This is a genomic window from Caballeronia sp. DA-9, assembly GCF_051615025.1.
In the GTDB taxonomy this organism is placed as follows: Bacteria; Pseudomonadota; Gammaproteobacteria; order Burkholderiales; family Burkholderiaceae; genus Caballeronia; species Caballeronia sordidicola.
Map to the genome: position 1 here is coordinate 2,143,260 of NZ_CP195132.1, position 18,167 is coordinate 2,161,426.

The 18,167-nt window shown below is 57.7% G+C and carries 17 protein-coding genes; 12 read left to right on the top strand and 5 right to left on the bottom strand.

Annotated elements, in window-relative coordinates:
- Nucleotides 1-961 precede the first annotated feature (961 nt).
- Nucleotides 962-2,059 (top strand): porin, encoded by a 1,098-nt coding sequence (locus ACRWA7_RS16085; protein WP_438391888.1) that lies wholly within the window; start codon nt 962-964, stop codon nt 2,057-2,059.
- Nucleotides 2,060-2,446: 387 nt separating this feature from the next.
- Here ACRWA7_RS16085 and ACRWA7_RS16090 read toward each other — a convergent pair whose 3' ends face one another.
- Entirely contained in the window at nt 2,447-2,713 is a 267-nt protein-coding gene (locus ACRWA7_RS16090) for a hypothetical protein (RefSeq protein ID WP_438391889.1), read from the bottom strand.
- Nucleotides 2,714-2,728: 15 nt separating this feature from the next.
- Here ACRWA7_RS16090 and ACRWA7_RS16095 point away from each other — a divergent pair, with 15 nt between their 5' ends.
- The 6 genes from ACRWA7_RS16095 (at nt 2,729) to ACRWA7_RS16120 (ending at nt 9,460) form a co-directional block, all read left to right on the top strand.
- Complete coding sequence (locus tag ACRWA7_RS16095) at nt 2,729-2,965, top strand: SDR family oxidoreductase (protein WP_438391890.1); 237 nt, start codon at nt 2,729-2,731, stop codon at nt 2,963-2,965.
- An 18-nt stretch (nt 2,966-2,983) separates the two neighbouring features.
- Complete coding sequence (locus tag ACRWA7_RS16100) at nt 2,984-4,471, top strand: aldehyde dehydrogenase family protein (RefSeq protein ID WP_438391891.1); 1,488 nt, start codon at nt 2,984-2,986, stop codon at nt 4,469-4,471.
- Between the two features lie 281 nt (nt 4,472-4,752).
- Nucleotides 4,753-6,390 carry a thiamine pyrophosphate-dependent enzyme gene (locus tag ACRWA7_RS16105; RefSeq protein ID WP_438391893.1) on the top strand — a complete coding sequence of 546 codons (1,638 nt, stop codon included), beginning with the start codon at nt 4,753-4,755 and terminating at the stop codon, nt 6,388-6,390.
- Nucleotides 6,391-6,621: 231 nt separating this feature from the next.
- On the top strand, nt 6,622-7,779 hold the full coding sequence (locus ACRWA7_RS16110) for an alpha-hydroxy acid oxidase (RefSeq protein ID WP_438391894.1): 1,158 nt from the start codon (nt 6,622-6,624) through the stop codon (nt 7,777-7,779).
- Between the two features lie 579 nt (nt 7,780-8,358).
- The gene (locus tag ACRWA7_RS16115; protein ID WP_438391895.1) at nt 8,359-8,583 is read left to right on the top strand and encodes a hypothetical protein; all 225 of its coding nucleotides are present in this window, start codon (nt 8,359-8,361) and stop codon (nt 8,581-8,583) included.
- A 76-nt stretch (nt 8,584-8,659) separates the two neighbouring features.
- Nucleotides 8,660-9,460, top strand: coding sequence for a helix-turn-helix domain-containing protein (locus ACRWA7_RS16120; protein WP_438391896.1), 801 nt, complete (start codon nt 8,660-8,662; stop codon nt 9,458-9,460).
- A gap of 118 nt (nt 9,461-9,578) precedes the next feature.
- On the opposite strand, the gene ACRWA7_RS16125 is transcribed toward ACRWA7_RS16120, so the two are convergent.
- Complete coding sequence (locus ACRWA7_RS16125) at nt 9,579-10,082, bottom strand: ester cyclase (RefSeq protein ID WP_438391897.1); 504 nt, start codon at nt 10,080-10,082, stop codon at nt 9,579-9,581.
- 356 nt (nt 10,083-10,438) lie between these two features.
- On the opposite strand from ACRWA7_RS16125, the gene ACRWA7_RS16130 reads away from it, so the two are divergent.
- From ACRWA7_RS16130 to ACRWA7_RS16145, 4 genes are all read left to right on the top strand, one after another.
- Nucleotides 10,439-11,176: an HpcH/HpaI aldolase family protein gene (locus ACRWA7_RS16130; protein WP_438391898.1), complete on the top strand. Its 738-nt coding sequence runs from the start codon at nt 10,439-10,441 to the stop codon at nt 11,174-11,176.
- A gap of 31 nt (nt 11,177-11,207) precedes the next feature.
- A complete protein-coding gene (locus tag ACRWA7_RS16135; RefSeq protein WP_438391899.1) occupies nt 11,208-12,068 on the top strand; it encodes a hypothetical protein in 861 nt (286 codons plus the stop codon).
- Between the two features lie 2 nt (nt 12,069-12,070).
- The gene (locus tag ACRWA7_RS16140; RefSeq protein WP_438391900.1) at nt 12,071-12,538 is read left to right on the top strand and encodes a nuclear transport factor 2 family protein; all 468 of its coding nucleotides are present in this window, start codon (nt 12,071-12,073) and stop codon (nt 12,536-12,538) included.
- Between the two features lie 319 nt (nt 12,539-12,857).
- The gene (locus ACRWA7_RS16145; protein ID WP_438391901.1) at nt 12,858-13,043 is read left to right on the top strand and encodes a hypothetical protein; all 186 of its coding nucleotides are present in this window, start codon (nt 12,858-12,860) and stop codon (nt 13,041-13,043) included.
- A 2,742-nt stretch (nt 13,044-15,785) separates the two neighbouring features.
- On the opposite strand, the gene ACRWA7_RS16150 is transcribed toward ACRWA7_RS16145, so the two are convergent.
- Entirely contained in the window at nt 15,786-16,088 is a 303-nt protein-coding gene (locus tag ACRWA7_RS16150) for a hypothetical protein (protein WP_438391902.1), read from the bottom strand.
- Nucleotides 16,089-16,386: 298 nt separating this feature from the next.
- On the bottom strand, nt 16,387-16,614 hold the full coding sequence (locus ACRWA7_RS16155) for an RcnB family protein (RefSeq protein ID WP_438391903.1): 228 nt from the start codon (nt 16,612-16,614) through the stop codon (nt 16,387-16,389).
- Between the two features lie 229 nt (nt 16,615-16,843).
- Here ACRWA7_RS16155 and ACRWA7_RS16160 point away from each other — a divergent pair, with 229 nt between their 5' ends.
- A complete protein-coding gene (locus ACRWA7_RS16160) occupies nt 16,844-17,398 on the top strand; it encodes an MFS transporter (protein WP_438391904.1) in 555 nt (184 codons plus the stop codon).
- An 82-nt stretch (nt 17,399-17,480) separates the two neighbouring features.
- Here ACRWA7_RS16160 and ACRWA7_RS16165 read toward each other — a convergent pair whose 3' ends face one another.
- Complete coding sequence (locus ACRWA7_RS16165; RefSeq protein WP_438391905.1) at nt 17,481-18,158, bottom strand: GntR family transcriptional regulator; 678 nt, start codon at nt 18,156-18,158, stop codon at nt 17,481-17,483.
- Nucleotides 18,159-18,167: the final 9 nt, after the last annotated feature.

Consider the following 18,167-nt stretch of genomic DNA (forward strand, 5'->3'; position numbering starts at 1 on the left):
ATTCCGACAGGCGGTATCTTCCGCAAATTTAATGGCCGCAGGCGCGCTCCTGGCGTACCTTCTTCGCATCGGAATACAACCCACGCGATCCGGAGAACAGACGGTGCTTCAATTGTCCCGCCTCAGTGCCGCTGCCTCGATGAAGTTCGATAAGGATTGCCGAGCCTGATGAACCGCACACCTCTATCTACGGATTGTCCAATCGTGCTCGACGCCGTGGACGTCGAGGTCGGCGTGCAAGGCGCGGCAGGCGTGATCTTCTTCAATGACGCTCAAGTATGTACGGTGGGCGTCTCGTCTCGCCACGCTCCGTCGCGGGGCGGCTATACGAAGAGGTCGTCGACGGCATCGTGGCGGTGGCGAAGCGCACGCGGCTCGGCTCCGGGCTGGATGCGGACGTCGACATGGGGGCGATGGCGGCTTCGCGACAGCGTGATGGCTCCGGCCGAGAGGGCAGGTGCTCGCGGGCGGCCAGACGGGCGACCCTCCGGGCGTTTTGATCCGCTCACCTGTGGCGAATCCAGATTGCTGGGCATTCATGCTGGTGTGCGAGGAGGTCTTAGCTCCCGCGCTCGTTGCGATGCCCTTCGACGAGCTCGACGACGCGCCCGCGAGTTGTGAATGACTCCACCTACGGACTCGGCATGAGCGAAGTGACGAATCATCTCGCTCATGCGCAGCGAGCGCTTGATACGCTTAATGCCGATGCCGTGTGGGCCAAAACGCATAGCATGGGCGCCCCGACCTCGCTGTTAGGGAGCTTCAAGTGGTCCGGTTTGGCCGCAAGCACGGCCGCAGCGTAGTCGAGGCATAGACCGACTGAGATCGGTCTGCATCGCGTACTGATGCGGGTGTGCGGCGCGTGCATTGAGCATGATGTAACGCATTACCCAAAAAAACGATTAGTCAAACAGAAACTCGAAGGAGACTCATGAAAAATAAATTAGGAATACTATCATTTATGTTTGTGGGGGTTATCCCGGCGGCGCACGCGCAGAGTTCCGCGACGATGTACGGGATCATTTCGGAGGGGATTGCGTATATCAACAACCAGGGCGGCGGGAGCACTGTGGCGATGCTGAGCGGCGTGAACCAGAACAGCCGGTTCGGCTTCAGGATTCGTGAGGACCTCGGTAGCGATCTCGCTGCAGTCGCGACTCTCGAGAATGGCTTCAGCATCACGACCGGGGCATTCGGCCAGAACGGGCGGATGTTCGGCCGCCAGGCGTTAGTCGGGCTTTCCAGCAAAACGTACGGCACGCTGACGGCGGGTCGCCAGTACGACATGCTCTGGGATTACCTGGACCGGATTGAGCCGCTTGCGGCGGGTTTTGGTGGCTTCGGGGTGAATGTCGGCAGCAACGACAACATCGAGGGCAATTTCCGTTATAGTAATTCAGTGAAGTACATCAGCCCAACGTACAGCAACATCAGCTTCGAGGCCTTGTACGCTTTCAGCAACAAGGCAGGCGATTTCTCGCAGAACCGCGCATACAGCGCGGGAATTGGATACGACGACGGCAAGCGCCGCTTCGCGCTCGCCTATCTCGACATCGATCACCCCGGCCTAGCGAACACGGCTGGAGCCGTGAGCGATGACTATCAGGGTGCACCGTTCCAGTTCTTTCACACGAGCCCGCGCAGTTCGTCGGTGGGTGTGCGGCGGCAGCGTGTCTTCGGCGCGGGTACGCAATTCGATGTCGGCAACTTCACTGTCTCGGGCCTGTTCTCTGACGTGCGGTACTCGTATCTGGACAACACGAGCCTGCATCTCGACAACTACGATCTGACTCTCACGTATAAGGTCACGCCGGCGCTCTTTGTATCTGGAGCGTATCTGTACACCAATGGCCGGTACGGCGGAATCGATACGAGTTCGCACTGGAACCAGGGGCAGCTTTCCGCCGACTACTTCCTGTCCAAGCGCACTGACGTATTCGTGTTCGGCAACTACATCAAGGGTTCGGGCGAACTCGCGCGTGCAGTACTGTTCTCACTGTCGCCTTCGTCGACAAAGACGCAGGTCGCGGTGACAGCGGGCATTCGCCACAAGTTCTGATCGTTCGCAGTTGTGACGTGCAGACGGCGCCGATGTTGCTGCCCACGAAGTCAAATCGGGCAACATCGGTGCTGGCGAGGCGGCGAAGTAGGCGTTGCCAACGCGCCTGACGGCGGTCCGCGTTGCTAGACAGGTGCTTCCACCATTGCTGAAGGACGCTCGATAGCCTATGTGCTCGAACGAGACGGACGCCTTGCCGAAATTCCGCTAGGCGGTATCTTCCGCGAATTTGTTGGCCGGAGGAGTTCTGCTGCCGTACCTTCTGCGCATCGGAACATCAATCACGCGTTCTGGAGAACCGACGATGCTTCAATGGCGCCGCCTCAACACCACAGTCGCAATAATATTGGATAAGCATAGCCAAGCCTCATGAACGGCACGCCTTATCTACGGGTTGTGCGCCAGCATCTGGCCCGAGATCCCATTCAGTTCCATCGGCGAGACGAGAACCACCATGGCATTTTCCTTTGCGTGAAATATGCGATTCCTTTGCCGAAGCAACGAGGCTGCAGCAGCATCATCAACCTCTCCTCCATTGACGACATCGTCGGTACTGCGAATCCCGCGCATCACGCCTAGAAGGGCGGGTTGGTAGATGTCGAAAACGTCGTCCTCGCCGATGCCACGAACGGCATCTGGGTGAATTCCACACATACAGGATTGATCTCGATGCCTGTGCTAAAGGATCTCGGCGAGCAGTCTCCGCTTGGAGAGGATGCCTTTCGCCAGCAGCTAAGCGCACTGCATCGTGCCGGCCGTTCGGGCGAGCAGGAGGATATCGCCTGGGGCATCGTCTATCTCGCCTGTGACGAAGCGAAGTTCGTGACCGGATCAGAACTCGTGATGATGGTGGATATATCGCGAGATAAATGTCACCCCGACAGCGTTCAGAAAAGCAGCGTTTGATTTCAAGGAGTCGTTGCCATGACCACAGTTTCTATCCTCCCCGCAGTGCAGGCCTTCTTGGCCCGAGCGCACGGGCATTACATCGATGGCCGCACGGTCGTCAGCGAGGGGCCCCGCATTGCCGTGGTGAACCCGGCGAGCGGCCAGCAAGTCGCGACAGTGGCGGACGCTACCGCCGACGAGGTCGATGCTGCGGCAGCTTCGGCCCGCCGTGCCTTCGTCGGACCCTGGGCCCAAACTACGCCGGCCGCACGAGCCGATGTGCTATTGCGTCTGGCCGAGCTGCTACTGACTCATCGCGAGGAGCTGGCGCAGATCGAGACCCTGCAGTCCGGCAAGCTTCTGCAGATTTCGCGCGCCTTCGAGATCGAATCATCGGCCACCTTCCTGCGCCACTACGCGGGAGCGGCAACCCGTATCAACGGACAGACGATCAGTCCTTCGCTGCCTTCGGTCAACGGCGAGCTTTACACGGCTTTCACCCTGCGTCAGCCACTGGGCGTGGTAGCCGGTATCGTGCCGTGGAACTTTTCAATCGAGATCGCGGTATGGAAATTCGCCTCGGCACTGGCGACTGGCTGTACCTGCGTGATCAAGCCCAGCGAGTACACGCCACTGACCATGCTACGCATTGCCGAACTGGCGAGTGAGGCCGGTGCGCCGGCCGGTGCCCTGAACGTGATCAACGGCCGCGGTCAGGTCGGTAGCCAGTTGATCTCCCACGACGACATCGCCAAAGTCAGCTTCACGGGCTCGGTGCCGACGGGGATTAAGGTTGGCGTCAGCGCGATGGAGGCCAAGCTTACCCGGTTCACCCTGGAACTAGGTGGCAAGAACTCGGTGGGCTTTCTCAAGGACGTGGACGCAGACAAGGCGGTGGCCGGGATCCTCGAGGCCGGCTTCCTCCACTCTGGGCAGATCTGCGCGGCCGGTGAACGCTTTTTCGTACACCGCTCGCGCATCGACGAAATTCTGGAAAAGCTCACCCACCCGCTGACCGCACTGAGGATTGGTGACCCGCTGGATGAGGCGACGCAGTTCGGCCCGCTGTCAAACAAGCCACACTTTGAGAAGATCAGTGCGTTCTTCGCCAGGGCCCGCAGTGAGGGCGACGAAATTATATACGGCGGAAAGACGCTGGATCGACCCGGCTTCTTCGTGGAGCCCACAGTGGTACGCGCTCGGGACACGCACGCGGCACTTCTGAACGAAGAAACCTTTGGACCGATCGCCACCTTTCTGCCGTACGACGACGAGGACGAGCTACTGGCGCTGTTCAACGGCACCCCATACGGTCTGTCCGCCAGTGTATGGACCAACGACCTGAGCAAGGCGCTACGGCTGGCATCACAGATCGAGGCGGGCACGGTGTGGGTGAACATGCACACCCTGCTCGATCCGGCCGTGCCGTTCGGCGGCGCAAAACAGTCGGGTATCGGGCGCGAATTCGGCGATGCTTTCATCGCCGACTACACCGAACTGAAGTCGGTCATCGTGCGTTATTGAGCCGTGCTTCGATCGGGCTTCCTGACACACTGCTTGGCCGAAAAGCCAGCATCAACCACTTCGCCGTGTCGCGCAAGTCACGCGGCCGTTTGTGCTGTGACTCAAGCTATTGCCCGTCAACGAACCGAACGCGGTGGCAAGACTCAGCGCCTGTGAAGTTACTCACGCCGGAGTCGATGCCATCCTGGAGGACGCCTCCGGCTTTTACTAATCCCGGTCCGGAACCGAAGCCGGATGCGAGAGAAGCCTGCATAAATGCCCTCGGGCACAGGAGCGACGAAATGATCGAAAAGACGACCAGCATGCTTATTGTCGATGCATTAGTGGCACACGGTGTCGATACCGTATTTGGAATTCCCGGCGCGCATACCTACGATTTCACGGACGCCCTGTACTGCCGTAAAAGCGACATCCGGTTCATCCATTCGCGGCACGAGCAAGGTGCCGGTTATATGGCTTACGGTTATGCGAAATCAAGCGGCCGAACAGGGGTGTTTACCGTCGTTCCCGGGCCGGGGGTGCTGAATGCCGGTGCATCGCTGTGCACCGCATACGGTGCCAACACGCCGGTGATGTGCATCACCGGCAATATCATGGCAAATCTGATCGGCCAGGGGCGGGGTCAACTGCACGAACTTCCAGACCAGCTTTTGACGCTGCGAAGCATCACAAAGTGGGCTCAGCGGATCAATCACCCGACAGAAGCGGCAAACGTAACCGCCAGCGCCTTCCACGAGATGCTTTCGGGCCGAAAGCGCCCTGTTGCCATCGAGGTGCCCTGGGACGTATTCGGCATGAAGGGCGCCGACGAAAGCACCATCGTGCGGCCACCTGTCAGACCGGTGCTTAACGAGAATCTCATAGAGCGAGCGGCCCAGATGATCGCGCAGGCAAAAAATCCGCTGATCATGGTGGGTGGCGGGGCCGTGGACGCTGGCGCGGAAGTGCTTGAACTCGCCCGCCGCATTCAGGCGCCGGTTACGTCTCACCGAAGTGGCAAGGGTATTGTCTCCGATGAAAGTCCTTTTGCCATCAATGCTGTTGCGGCTTACGAATACTGGAGGGAGTGTGATCTGCTGATCGGCATCGGTAGCCGGCTTGAGCTGCAGTTCATGCGCTGGCACTGGAAACCCGAAGGCCTGAAAGTTCTGCGCCTTGACATCGACCCCACGGAGATGGTTCGGCTCAAACCCGATCTGGGTATCGTGGGTGACGCGACAGAGGCGACGGCTGCACTGAACACCGCGCTCTCCGAAAGTAGCACGCGTGGGGACCGGACCGGTGAGTTCGTCGAGCTTAAACGGCGCGCCCGTGTGCGTATGGAGTCCATCCAGCCGGAAGTAGCCTACCTGGACGCGATTCGCAGCGTCCTGCCGCGGGATGGTTTCTTCGTCGAGGAGGTTTGCCAGGCGGGTTTCACAGCGCGATTTGCCTTCCCGGTCTACTCGCCCCGGCACTATGTAACCTGCGGCTACCACGACAATCTGGGGTTCGGGTTCAATACCGCGCTCGGTGTGAAAGTCGCGAATCCGACCAAGGCAGTGGTGGCCATCGCGGGCGATGGTGGATTCATGTTCGGTGTCCAGGAGCTGGCAACGGCGGTACAGCACGGCATCGCCGTAGTCACGGTCGTGTTCAATAACAACAGCTTCGGCAATGTCCGGCGCGATCAGGAGAACACCTACCATGGCCGCTTCATTGGCGCGGATCTTGTCAACCCCGATTTCGTGGCGCTTGCGCGCAGTTTCGGTGCTCTGGGTGCCAGGGTCGAAACGCCAGAGGCGCTTGCGAGAGTGCTGGAAGAGATGCTTGGGCATAACGTGCCGGCGCTGATCGAAGTATCCATTCCAATCGGATCGGAAGCCTCTCCGTGGCCCCTGGTGCATCCAGCACCGCATGTGAAAGAGACCCTCAGCTAATTGGGTCCATAACCGGCCTGCCGATGATGAAATAGCATCTTGTTTCTACACAGATTTTCAACAAGCTCACTCATCACCTCTCTGGACTCACCATCGACAATCCACTGAGCGAGGTAGCCCAGTGCGGCCCTTTGTGGATCTCCACATTGGTCCATCTTGACGCGGCCAGCCACGCGTGTGTTGGTGCAGCGTTAGGGCTGCGTAAAACATGAAGTAAAAGGGTCATGTACCATGAAAGCAGTGAGCATAGACGATCTGCGCCGTCGGGCGCGTTCGAAGGTTCCGAAGATATTTTTCGACTATCTGGACGGCGGAGCCGGGAGCGAAACCACGCTTCAACACAACGTGGCCGATTTTGACGACTGGGTCTTGCACGAACAGCTCCTCAGCGGTGTGGCGAACGTTGATCTCACCACGACCTTCTTCGGTGATACCCACGCACTTCCGTTCATGCTTGGGCCGATCGGTTTTGCCGGTATGTTGTCACGACGCGGTGAGATCGCAGCCGGTCAGGCCGCGGATCGTGCGCGCATCGCCCAGTGCCTGTCCACATTTTCCATCTGTAGTCTGGAGGATGTCGCGGCCACACGCGCAGGCCCTCTATACTTTCAGCTATATGTCTTCCGGCGACGCGAGTTGACCGAAGACATGGTAGAGCGCGCCCGATCCGCCGGAGTGAAAACTCTTGTGATCACCGTGGACACGCCTGTGTCCGCGCCTCGCGAGAGAGATGAACGCAACGGGTTTCGTGCAAGGAATTTTCCGACATTTGGCATGCTGGCATCGATGCTCACTCATCCTCTGTGGTGTATCGGGGCGATATCCAACGGCGTTCCCCGCATTGGCAACATAGACCGCTATGACGGCATGGGGCGGTGGGTGATCGACCAATCCGCAGGGCTCGGCAAACAGATCGATCCGACGTTGACATGGAAAGACCTTCGGTGGTTTCGCGACCTTTGGGACGGCCGCATGATCATAAAGGGCATCATGTCAACTGAGGACGCGGCAAAGGCGATCGATGCTGGAGCCGATGGCCTCATTGTCTCCAATCACGGCGGTCGGGCGCTCGATCCGGTCCAATCAAGCATTCGTGCGTTGCCCGGCATCGTGAAGGCCGTAGGAAGCAAGACTGAGATCGTCTTTGATGGTGGAATCCGTCGCGGCGCTGACATTGTCAAGGCCCTCGCTTTAGGCGCATGCGGAGTCTCGCTGGGGCGGGCTTATGCATATGGGCTGGGTGCCGACGGAGAGGGCGGAGTCACTCGCGCCATCGAACTGCTGAGAACGGAAATGAGCGCGGTGCTCGCGCTGATGGGGATCGATAGCATTGCCAGGTTGCGCTCGCTCGGGCCGGATGCGCTGAGAGAGCTTCCCGGCCGACCGTGAACCGTGCCGTGAACAGTTGCCCCGGAAAACCAGCAAGCGCTACTGATATTTAAGGCGGAGCCACACCTGAATACGATTTGACGTTACTTCATTGATCGGCGGATGATCCTGCGCGGACTGCACCGTTTGGCAGGCGGCAACTGGCTGATTTCCGAACGTTGGATAATCCGACGTTCATACCGATGCCAGGCCGGTTCTCCTGCGTCAGGCAACAGATCATGCCGTCAGAGCGGCCGGGGTGCCAACCGAAGCGCTGCGCGAGACCTTGACCAGATGAAGCGCAGCGGCGCCCCTGCTGGCCATGTACATGGCATACGTAGAAAAAGCACCACGACGAATTCCGGTAGACCATCAAGGCCTAAGATCGGCGCGGCAACGGCGCCATAACCCGTCAGGGTGATCCCGGCACTGAAATGTATTGTCTCGACGTAAGCAGATCCTGCCTTGCGGATAGCTTGAATCTCGCTGGCAAGCTCAGGCATGACGTCCATTTTACTCCCAGACGGCGAGATTCCGAGGGGCGCACGCTGCGGCGTTGGCAGCGAAAGTGGCGCTGACACTGTTCAAAGACGAGCGACGATGGGCGAACTGGCGCAGGGGTTCGACGTGCATCGGAGCCAGCGCCGCGGCGATACACAAGCGAGGTCGCTATGCATTTTGCTGCGACGAACACCTATGAAACAATGGCTGACTATTTCGCATGTTTACGTTTCATCCGGAATGAGCCGAGCCCTGTTCAACGTTCGCGAGGACGCCAAAGTCACCCGCATTAGCTTCTTCTTTGCAGCTGCATTGTACGATTAGGTGCGGACGGAAATGAGTAAGCGGCTACTGCCTGCGTGGGCGTATATTGAGTAAGGTCAATGGTCTGGATACAGGTATGCAAGAGGAAACTGACGACGCAAAGAATGACGGGGACACGATCCGCTCGGTGGTTCGGGCGCTCACCGTGCTTAAGCTTATGAACGAGCGGCCACTTTGGATGCTACAGGACATTCACCACGTGTCCGGCCTGCCGAAATCAACGCTTTCGCGTCTGCTTGCTACGCTTGTTCACGAAGGGTATGTTCGCTCGGAGGGGCCGCCGGGAACGTATCGTATAACGTCGAAAACCTGCGAGCTTGGCGCCGGGTATTCGGAAAGTAATCGGCTGATCGACGTTGGAAGTGCGATCGCCTTGAAGGTCACCAGGAAAATCAAATGGCCGTTGGCGCTTGGGGTCCTCGATTGTGATGCCATCGTCGTGCGTTTCTCCACGATGCCGTACAGTCCGCTGGCCGTACAGCCGACGACGCTCGGTCATCGCCTCGGTCTTGTCGAAACGGCCATGGGACGGATCTATCTGGCGTTCTGTTCTGAGACAGAGCGCGATTCAATCTTCCGCCAACTGGCGGGACTAAAACCGGGTGGAGAAAAGTTGGCGCTTGACTGGATGCTTCGCGACATCGCACGGGTGCGAGCGGCCGGGTATGCCGTGCGACAGCCCAGCGGCACGCGCGGGAGTGCCACGCTCGCCGTTCCTCTGCTGTGCGAGGGGAATGCCATTGCGGCGTTGTCAATGACGACGTTTGGTCGCTCCATGACACGCACGGTAATCGAAAGACATCTTCCGATTCTGGTCGACACGGCGCGCCAGATTGTTGATGTGTTTGAGAAAGACGCGTCGGTATCCAGTGCGTAAATTTGAACGGGCGGCCGCAACTGCATTGCGGCGTCTGCCGATATCTTGGCCGCCCGTGATAAGCGTTAGTCGTTCGCACCTTCGGTACGCCTAGGAAGCCCATAACCTGGACTTCCTTCTAATCGCGTCCGATATGGAGTTGCGCCTGGATGCCCGCGATGTCCCCCATGCCCCAGTGTTCGACGATCAGTTGCTCCCGAATGGAGAAGATGTCACATGAGGTGAAACGCAGGCGGCGCCCGGTGGGAGCAACCCCAAGATAAACGCCGAGATGTGAGCCCGTGTAGACAAAACTCGCCGCGACCTTATCCGTGAAAGAGACGACTGCTTCCACTTCGACCGCAAGATCAGGCATACCGGCGAGCCGGTCAGCGAAAAGCCTGACTGTCGCCTCCTTGGCCGTGACGCCGACCGCGAGCGCAGGGGAGGCCGCACTGATCTGGTGATTGCGATACCCGGTGCTGAAAAGGGCCGAGAACGCGCTGATGTCATGGGCAGTCAGGCTCGTGGCGAACCTGTCTGCAACGGATCGTCCGTCAGTCTGGCTTTCCAATGCTTTCACCGGAAAGAAGGCCATTGAGATTGCTAGCGGCGTTGCGCTGATCAGAAGTCGTCGCTTCATGAGTTTCCGATTCTTGATTGGGTCGTTCGTGGATGTCCGGGTATCGCATTCCAGCACGCCCGGCGCGGACCTGTTACCGCAATAAACTGGCGGTGCACATTCATCCCGCTCGGGAAACGACGCGACGCATGCGCTTCTGATCGGGACGTAGAACGAGGAAATAAACGGCTAACGACGGTGACGGAAATAAGGGTTTATACCAGTATAGCGACCGACGAAGTACTTGGGTTGCGCTTGGTACAAGTATTCCGTCAGGCGGTATCTTCCGCGAATTTGATGGCTGCGGCGCGGCTCCTGCCGTACCGTTCTTCTGCTGCGCCTCCTTATGATGGAGCGTGCAATCTGGAGATAGAGCCATGTTTCAATTGCCTCGCGATGGCACCGCTGTCGCAACCTTTATCAAAACCGATAGCCCTGTTGTTGTTGAAATTCTGGCACTGAGCGATCTCGACTTTGTGGTGCTCGACGCAGAGCATGCACCGTTCGATCGCGGTGCGATGGATCGTATGCTTTTCACTGCCCGGGCGCTCGGACTGCCTATGTTGGTACGCGTGCCGGACCATCGCGACGCGACGATCCTTTCCGCGCTGGACTTGGGGGCAGCCGGTATCGTAGTGCCCCATGTGGATAGCGCCGCCGATGCACACAATGTGGTGGGCGCCGCCCGTTTCATTGGTGGTCGGCGCGGTATTTCCCTGTCTGCGCGCTTCGGCGGGTTTGGCACCATTTCGCGTGCCGAGGCAATCGCCGACGCTGACCGGAGTGCTGTCATCTGTCAGATTGAGAGCGCCGCAGCAGTCGATGCGGTTGAAGCAATCGCTGCGGTGCCAGGGGTCGGCGGCCTTCTGATCGGCCGTTCCGATCTCGCGCTCTCCCTTGGAGTGGACAGCCCGAGCGCTCCGGCGGTAATGGATGCAGTTGAACGCATCGTCGCTGCTGCAAAGCCGCAAGCCTTGTCAGTTGTACTCGTGTGTGCGAACACCACTGAAGCTGCTGAGTTCGCGCAGAGTGGTGCGAATGCATTTGTCATCGGATCGGACCAATCGCTTTTGCGATCCGCTGCACTGCAGATACGCGCCATCACGCGACGTTGAAACGCCTTCTCCTGAATAACGGACATTCACTATGCCGAAACCCTTTCGCCACGCGACGGTCGCGGATCACTCCCAGGACCGTCCAGACCTGGTCGAGGCCGATGGCTCCCCGACCTGGATCACGCGCGGTACTAATTTTGTTATCGCGATTACGCGCGTAGAGAGCGGCACGCGCCTCATTGCCAGGGATGTGCCCGATGAACACATGATTCTGCTGCCCGATGTCGGTGCGACAGTCACCATGGGCACGGGCGAGTCACGGACAATGCCTGGCAACCACCTCGTCATTGTGCCTCCCGGAGACGCCGAGGTTGTCGCCGCCGGCTCAGGGCTGGTGGTTCGCTGTTTTTCATCCCGTCACGCTGAGCTTCTTTCGCTGGCCCGAAATGCAGCTGCGTTTGCCGAGCGTGATGCGCAGCTCGCGCCGATCGAGGACTGGCCAGCACCGCCCGACGGTTTCCAGTTACGAGTCTACGACCTCGAGGCCGGCATTGTCGAAAACGACAAGACGCGCGTATATCGATCTTCCAACCTGATGATTAATATCTTGTGCGAGCGTCAGGTGCCACGCGATACCCGTGGGCTGTCGCCGCATTCTCACGTTGACTTTGAGCAGGGATCCATCACGCTGAAAGGTGTTCATATACATTATCTCAGAACGCCGTGGGTGCCTGATATGAGCGTCTGGCGGCCCGACGAGGCTGTCGAGGTCGGTAGTCCCTCCGTCACCGTCATTCCCCCGCCGATCATTCATACGACCCGCAATATAGGAGAGGGTCCCGCACTTCTTGTGGATCTGTTCTGTCCGCCTCGCGCCGATTTTGCGAAACGGCCCGGAATGATCCGCAATGTCGCCGACTACCCGCTGCCCCCTAATCTTGTGGAGAACTAAGCATGGATCGCGTGGAGAAAGCTTTAATTCGCGCAGAACTTGAGCAGCTCAACGCCGAGTTTGCGTATCTGATCGACCATGACAAATCAGAGCAGGTCGCCGACCTTTTTACGGAAAAGGGTAGCTATGGCCGATCGTCGGGCGAGCGCAGCACGGGGCGCGCAGCAATTCGCGCCGCATATGCAGTGCGCGCGCAACGTGGAACGCGTACCGCCCGCCATATTTTTACCAATCTGCGGCTGGCCTACGACGGGCTCGACCGGGTCCGAGGAACCACCTTGCTGATTCTGTTCGCGGAAGATGGACCCCCGCCGCATCGCGCAGAACCCAACCTCGTCTCTGAATATGAAGACATATACGAGCGTGGCCCCGATGACGTCTGGCGTTATGCATCTCGGCTTGTCACGCCGTTATTCCTCCATCCTGACAGTAAGCCACTGGTGTTGCCGCTTGGCAAGACAGGTGCTTGACGCAGAAGTGCAAGCCCTTGACGAAGAACGGTTCGTCGTGCCGGGGTGGTGTATCGGGTACCCAGGCCACCGTCGTGTGCGCAGCGTTTCGGGCTGGGTCGAAGTATCCGCACAGAAGGGGGCGCACGAGTGAGTTGACGGGTCTTGTCGTTTTGCCGGCAGATATCAAGTCCGCTGCGTGGCCCAATAGACCAGTGAGCGCCTGGCGCTGAAAAATCTCGCCGTGCGCGTGCGGCGACGTAGGAGACGGCATGAGTGACCGTACTACTAAATTTTTCATGTACATGGGCACAACAGACTCAAACTCGCTAGAGGAACGATGGATATTGAGAAAGTGCTGGTGCGGATCCCGTTCGTATTTTTGATGATTGTCGTTTTATTCGTCGATCGGATCAACATCGGATTCGCTGGTATCAAGATGGTGGCGGACCTGACCGGCGCAGCCTCGGAGTTCCTTGGAATTTTTATGCCGCATATATCATCACTGGAATCCAGAGCACCCTGATTCTGAAGAAAGTCGGTGCCAAGCGCTGGATCGCGACCCTGCTTGTTGTGCGGGGGCGCTATCTTCCTGCACAATGTTTTGCGCACGATGTCCAGTTGTTAAGCATCATCCGCGCATTGGTGGGATTAGCCGAAGGCGGGTTTCTGCTATGGATGTTTCTGTTCATGGCGCGCTTGTTTCCCTCAGCTTATCGGGCTTGTGCGAGCGCGACCTTTCTCGTCGCGATGCCCGTGACAGCATGCTCAGGTCGCTTTTCTTCAGGTATTGTCCCGCACATGAATGGCATCGGACACCTGGCGGGTTGGCAGTGGCTATTTCTTCTACAGGGGTTGCCGGCAGTTGTCCTGGGATTTTTGCGTTCGTGTTGATGACCGAAAATCCGCATGATGCCCTATGGTTGCGGGGGGCCTACACTCTGACTTCAGGCAAGAGCGTAAATGGCATCTCGTCGCTGCGGTTCTGGTTGCAATCACGGGATGGCCTTTCGTCTTGTATGGATCCGACTTGACAATCCGGCGGTTGTGCGCTGCGCTCGCATCGAGCGGCACAAACGCGGGCCTGGTTATTTTCTGGACGCTGGCCGATGGTAGCGTGCCCATCGAAACTAAAACGCTTGGTGTTGCCGTCATAGTTCTCTTGGCAATCTTGGCTCAGTCGCGAGTCCGATCGCCATAGGCGTGCTGAAGGTGTGACACATTCATTCGGTTCGGGGATCGTGTACGCGATTGTCATCTTGTTGATCGGCGCATTTATTATTGTTTCGTTACGGGACCAGCAAAATGGTTTCTGCCAGCGATGCCGTGATCACCATGTAGTATGGGCGTTGACGAAGTTCGGTCTCGGCATCGTGCGCGGTCCCGTGCACGGGTGGATTGCGCCATCACCTGCCGGGCGCGTTGGGAAATACATTCGGGTGGGGGCCCCTACGTTGATGACAATGATCTCGTTTTCGTGCTAGAGCAAGCAACACGGCACTTATCTTACGCGATGCTGACGAGTACAAGACAAGGGCGCTGAAAATCATCTCCACTATTTGGCATCTGCCGGTCAATGCTGTTGCCGCAGCGTCTGAATTACCGCTCACGTGTCCTTACATGGCGAACAATTCGAATGTTTCGGATAGCCATGAATGTCGAGACAGCATGCGAATGGGTATCGATGGATGTTGCCGCGACGCTCCGTATGAATTCACTAGGCTGCGGGTTGGACCGTTACGAATGACATCATTCGAGGGAAATACGTGCGGCTAATTCGCCAGGCCGGTGCTGGGCATGGCATCTCAGTCAGCCGGAGAGCAAAGCGCGGCCATGCCTAGCTATCATGCCTTCGACGGAGGCAGCCATGAACCCGTCGACACGGCATCGCGCAACCCGCGATGCTCGCCGCTGGCAGATAAGAGTGCGCGAAGCAGAGGCGAAACTGCTTTGTCGCATCGCGCGTATGGTAGCGGGACTAGACTATAGGAGTCTCGGCAACAACCGCGTGTCCATGCTCACCCACCTGCGTCAGCGGCTTGGTCGAATTATCATTCGACACGGCTCGATTCTGGACTGATTGCAGTGGCATGAAAAAGGAAGGGCAGTGGCTTTACGCGCTAGCAGCTGAAAAAGCTTCCTATGTTATTTCACGCGACCTCACCAGATTGCAAGTTGTTATTCCATGTTGTCCGGTCGATCACCGGTTTGAAGCACTATAAATCGGACTGGCCGCCACAGTTGATCGGCATCGGTCCCGTACATAAAGAAATAGCGGTTAATGTCGTCAAGGCGAAATTTGGTCTCGTCGAGGTTTCTGACGCTAGCATTTTTTCGCTGTTCAGCTGATTTTCCAGAACGTGAATTCGCGCACCCGGTCCTAGCCATTATTTAGATGGGCCCCATTACGCTCGTCCGAGCGATTTTTCGAGATCGCCGTTCGAGCTGGCGCACGTCATGCCAACGGTAATGCGCATATCGACCGATGATTTATAGATGCACCGCGGTTTGCCCAGATCGCTCATCCATGGTGATCCTTGTAGAACTGTTGACGTTCCGAGCAGGTGCATCAGAGAATCAGTTCGTCGAAGTTCGGGCGACTCGCGTGATAGGCGACGTGATCGGATTGGATGCCGCCCGGAGCCGGGATGAAATGAACTTGCACGGTTACGTCTGGATGTGGTGAAAGTGAATTTTTTCATCTTCGCGGGTACACGAGAGGTGGGCGCGATATGAGTGTCGACCATCCCTATCATGCTATGCCTACGAAGGAACCTTTGACTTCCCGCGACCAATATCCGTCTGACCGTCAATGCGCTCGAGGTCCGATGACATTGCAGCGTTTCCGGTGGTTTCATCTGCCGTTCGATGACAGTGATATCCGAATCCTTTATGCTCGTCGGTGGCTCGACGTCGATGTTTCGAGCGCCCGATCCGTCGACCATGTCGAACCGATTATTTATCATATTGATAGTAGCGAGGTTTCTTTGCGGCGCGCTTGTTTTCGCTGGAGTATGGCCTGTTCTAAAAGATCGTGAGACTCCACGTCATAGGCCAATCCCCTCGCGCGCTTTCACCATAGATCATGGGGGAGTGCCAGACGGCATTCCAAAGAACTGCAATGATGTATTTTGGGAGCCTGCTGGTCGCACAAAAAATCAAAATCGCTCCCGTCTTTTGCATTGGCTTGAATCGTAAGCGACGCCGCCGACATGTCCGTAGAGGACTCGCTCGTGAGGTTTTGGATCAGACCTTACATCCCATGTCGTCATCGTCTCCTGGTATCCGAGTGGATATGCAGCACAGGTTCGAGCGTCGCCCATCGGGTCCAAGTTGGCACAGAATTCGATGCGCTGATTCGTACCGCGCAGGAGCCGTCGATGAAGACCAGGGACTCGACCTTGCAGGGACGAGAGTCGGCGTCATTTCCTTCGCTAAGGATATCCCCGGTCTGGCGGGCGAAGTCAAGGTTACCTTCACGTAGTAGATCGAGATACGTGCCACAGTCCTCGCCTGCGGTTTGGCGATTCCATCGGTTCAGAAGGGCTGCTGCAATTTCGGCGTCAAACATGCTGATCTCCTCGCATAGGCCTCGGAACGGCAGATGCCGCGGGATATTCGGGGAAATCCATACGGCCAGTAAATCTCAAGCGCAGTGATTACTATAGCTGAATTTGGTGCGCTGCAATAGGCGAACTAATGATGGAGAAAATCGCCGACAAGCGAGCGTTATGGAGAGCGAGGCCGCGAGCTTCTTATCAAAGGACCAAGGGCAAGGTGCCGGACGATCGCGATAGCCTGGGGAGCGGCGTTGCTGCGCATGTCCACTGTAACTGCGTCGCAATAAGAGCCGGGATGACTCACAGTTCTTAGCTCAGGCGTGGCGCGGCACGAACCCGGATTCGGCACGTCGTACGAAGCGCATACGTTGGAGATTCGCTCAGACCACAATTACGTGCATTATCGATTGGCGACAGCACGATGTTCGCAATGACGCCCGTTGTGATCGCGGCGAGCACGTAGTCGCCATTTACTCCAACCCAGCGGTAACCGCGCGGTGGCGGCTGCAGGCCTTCATTGTGCCAGTCATCGACCAAATAAGTTCCTCCACGATAGTCGCACGTGAGATGATCGTCGCGAGCAAGTCACGATGCGGAATTGGCGCGTCGTGACCACCGTGATGATCTTCCGGGCCGCGTGCGTGTGACGTACCGGTTCGCCGCCTGCACCGCTGCGCATCTCGGCTCGGTGACATGCCTTTGTCACCCGCTGGGCGCAAAGAGCGGCATCTTCAGTCACGGCCTAATGTGCTGCTCCAGAGATAACGTGTCGACGTCAGTCGGGGAATGGCTTCAGCAGACCATGATGCCGCTATTCAGTCTTGGCCTCTCGCCCATTCTTGTCACGCAATTGCTGAGAATCGTGCCATGGCACTGGATCTTCGCGTTCGCCTTCGTCCCGGGATTCATTGTTGCGTTTCTGCTATATGGGTGCCTGCGCGACAGCGATGTAAAGTCCGCCGCAAAGCATACGGAGACGCACGACGCGTCGCAGCACAAATGGTCCGATGTGCTCCGATACTGGAACATTCCGCTAAACATCGTCGGCATGCTTTGCTGGCTCACCAACCTCGTTATCTTGCCGGCATTTCTTCCGAGCTACCTCACCGAATCCTTGCATCTGAGTCTGGAACAGATGGGGTTCGTGCTCTCGGCCATTGGCTTTGGCGGGGCATCGAGCGCACTCATCATGCCGTCCATCTCAGACCGTCTTGGCCGAAAGCCCTTGATGATTCTGTCGGTGCTCGGCGCCATCGTGTTCCTCGCGCTATTGACACAATGCGATGCCATGCGCCGAAGTTGTTCGCCTAGGTCTTCGTGACGCTCTTCTTCATCTTGCGCTGATCACCCTGACCGTCGCGCCCATCACAATACTGCAGTTTTTTTTGGACGTGCAGGCAACGCTACGCGGGGCGTTTCTCTGGCAGTCTAAGTCTGTTGATTAGAGCGTCACCATGCGTTGCGTTATGCTCCTTAGCCAACGTTTCAGCCGCGTCAGCGTCTCCCGCCATTAGAGCTCTCACCAATGGTTCATGGCGGAGTCCGATTCCCCGGTAATCGGGGTATATGTCGTCGCACGACGCGATAAACACGCGGATTTGTTGTTCGATAAGCGTGTAATGTTCTTGCAATCGGCGGTGGCCCGAGAGAACAACAATGAGCTTGTGAAGTTCAAAATCCGCGTTCGCAATAGCACGATGATTTGTGGTCTCACAACTCTGGCAAAGCCGTTGATACGCAACTTCAAGCCGTTTGCTGCCGTCGGCGTCGATCCGTTCCGCAGCGAGACGGGCTGCCAAGCCATCAAGCACCCTTCGCAAATTGTGGAGCTCCCAAGCGTCCTGTGCAGAGATGGCGATAACATGCCAGCCGGTGTACGGCGTTTGCACCACGAGACCCTCGTTGTGGAGTTTTTGTAAGGCGGCTCGAACAGTCCCGCGTGATACTTTGAACTGTTGGGTAAGCTTTGCCTCAACAAGCCGCGCATTTGGCTCTAGACGACCAGACACGATGGTCTCGCGCAAAATGTTAGCTGTCTGCACATCGAAGCTCTGCTTCGAAACTTCACTTAGTTTAGGCATCGCCTGCTC

What these genes read in the sequence shown, in the direction of transcription:
- ACRWA7_RS16085 (WP_438391888.1), top strand. Translation starts at nt 962, where the DNA reads ATGTTTGTGGGGGTTATCCCGGCGGCGCACGCGCAGAGTTCCGCGACG.
- ACRWA7_RS16090 (WP_438391889.1), bottom strand. Translation starts at nt 2,713, where the DNA reads ATGTGTGGAATTCACCCAGATGCCGTTCGTGGCATCGGCGAGGACGAC.
- ACRWA7_RS16095 (WP_438391890.1), top strand. Translation starts at nt 2,729, where the DNA reads ATGCCTGTGCTAAAGGATCTCGGCGAGCAGTCTCCGCTTGGAGAGGAT.
- ACRWA7_RS16100 (WP_438391891.1), top strand. Translation starts at nt 2,984, where the DNA reads ATGACCACAGTTTCTATCCTCCCCGCAGTGCAGGCCTTCTTGGCCCGA.
- ACRWA7_RS16105 (WP_438391893.1), top strand. Translation starts at nt 4,753, where the DNA reads ATGATCGAAAAGACGACCAGCATGCTTATTGTCGATGCATTAGTGGCA.
- ACRWA7_RS16110 (WP_438391894.1), top strand. Translation starts at nt 6,622, where the DNA reads ATGAAAGCAGTGAGCATAGACGATCTGCGCCGTCGGGCGCGTTCGAAG.
- ACRWA7_RS16115 (WP_438391895.1), top strand. Translation starts at nt 8,359, where the DNA reads ATGGGCGAACTGGCGCAGGGGTTCGACGTGCATCGGAGCCAGCGCCGC.
- ACRWA7_RS16120 (WP_438391896.1), top strand. Translation starts at nt 8,660, where the DNA reads ATGCAAGAGGAAACTGACGACGCAAAGAATGACGGGGACACGATCCGC.
- ACRWA7_RS16125 (WP_438391897.1), bottom strand. Translation starts at nt 10,082, where the DNA reads ATGAAGCGACGACTTCTGATCAGCGCAACGCCGCTAGCAATCTCAATG.
- ACRWA7_RS16130 (WP_438391898.1), top strand. Translation starts at nt 10,439, where the DNA reads ATGTTTCAATTGCCTCGCGATGGCACCGCTGTCGCAACCTTTATCAAA.
- ACRWA7_RS16135 (WP_438391899.1), top strand. Translation starts at nt 11,208, where the DNA reads ATGCCGAAACCCTTTCGCCACGCGACGGTCGCGGATCACTCCCAGGAC.
- ACRWA7_RS16140 (WP_438391900.1), top strand. Translation starts at nt 12,071, where the DNA reads ATGGATCGCGTGGAGAAAGCTTTAATTCGCGCAGAACTTGAGCAGCTC.
- ACRWA7_RS16145 (WP_438391901.1), top strand. Translation starts at nt 12,858, where the DNA reads ATGGATATTGAGAAAGTGCTGGTGCGGATCCCGTTCGTATTTTTGATG.
- ACRWA7_RS16150 (WP_438391902.1), bottom strand. Translation starts at nt 16,088, where the DNA reads ATGTTTGACGCCGAAATTGCAGCAGCCCTTCTGAACCGATGGAATCGC.
- ACRWA7_RS16165 (WP_438391905.1), bottom strand. Translation starts at nt 18,158, where the DNA reads ATGCCTAAACTAAGTGAAGTTTCGAAGCAGAGCTTCGATGTGCAGACA.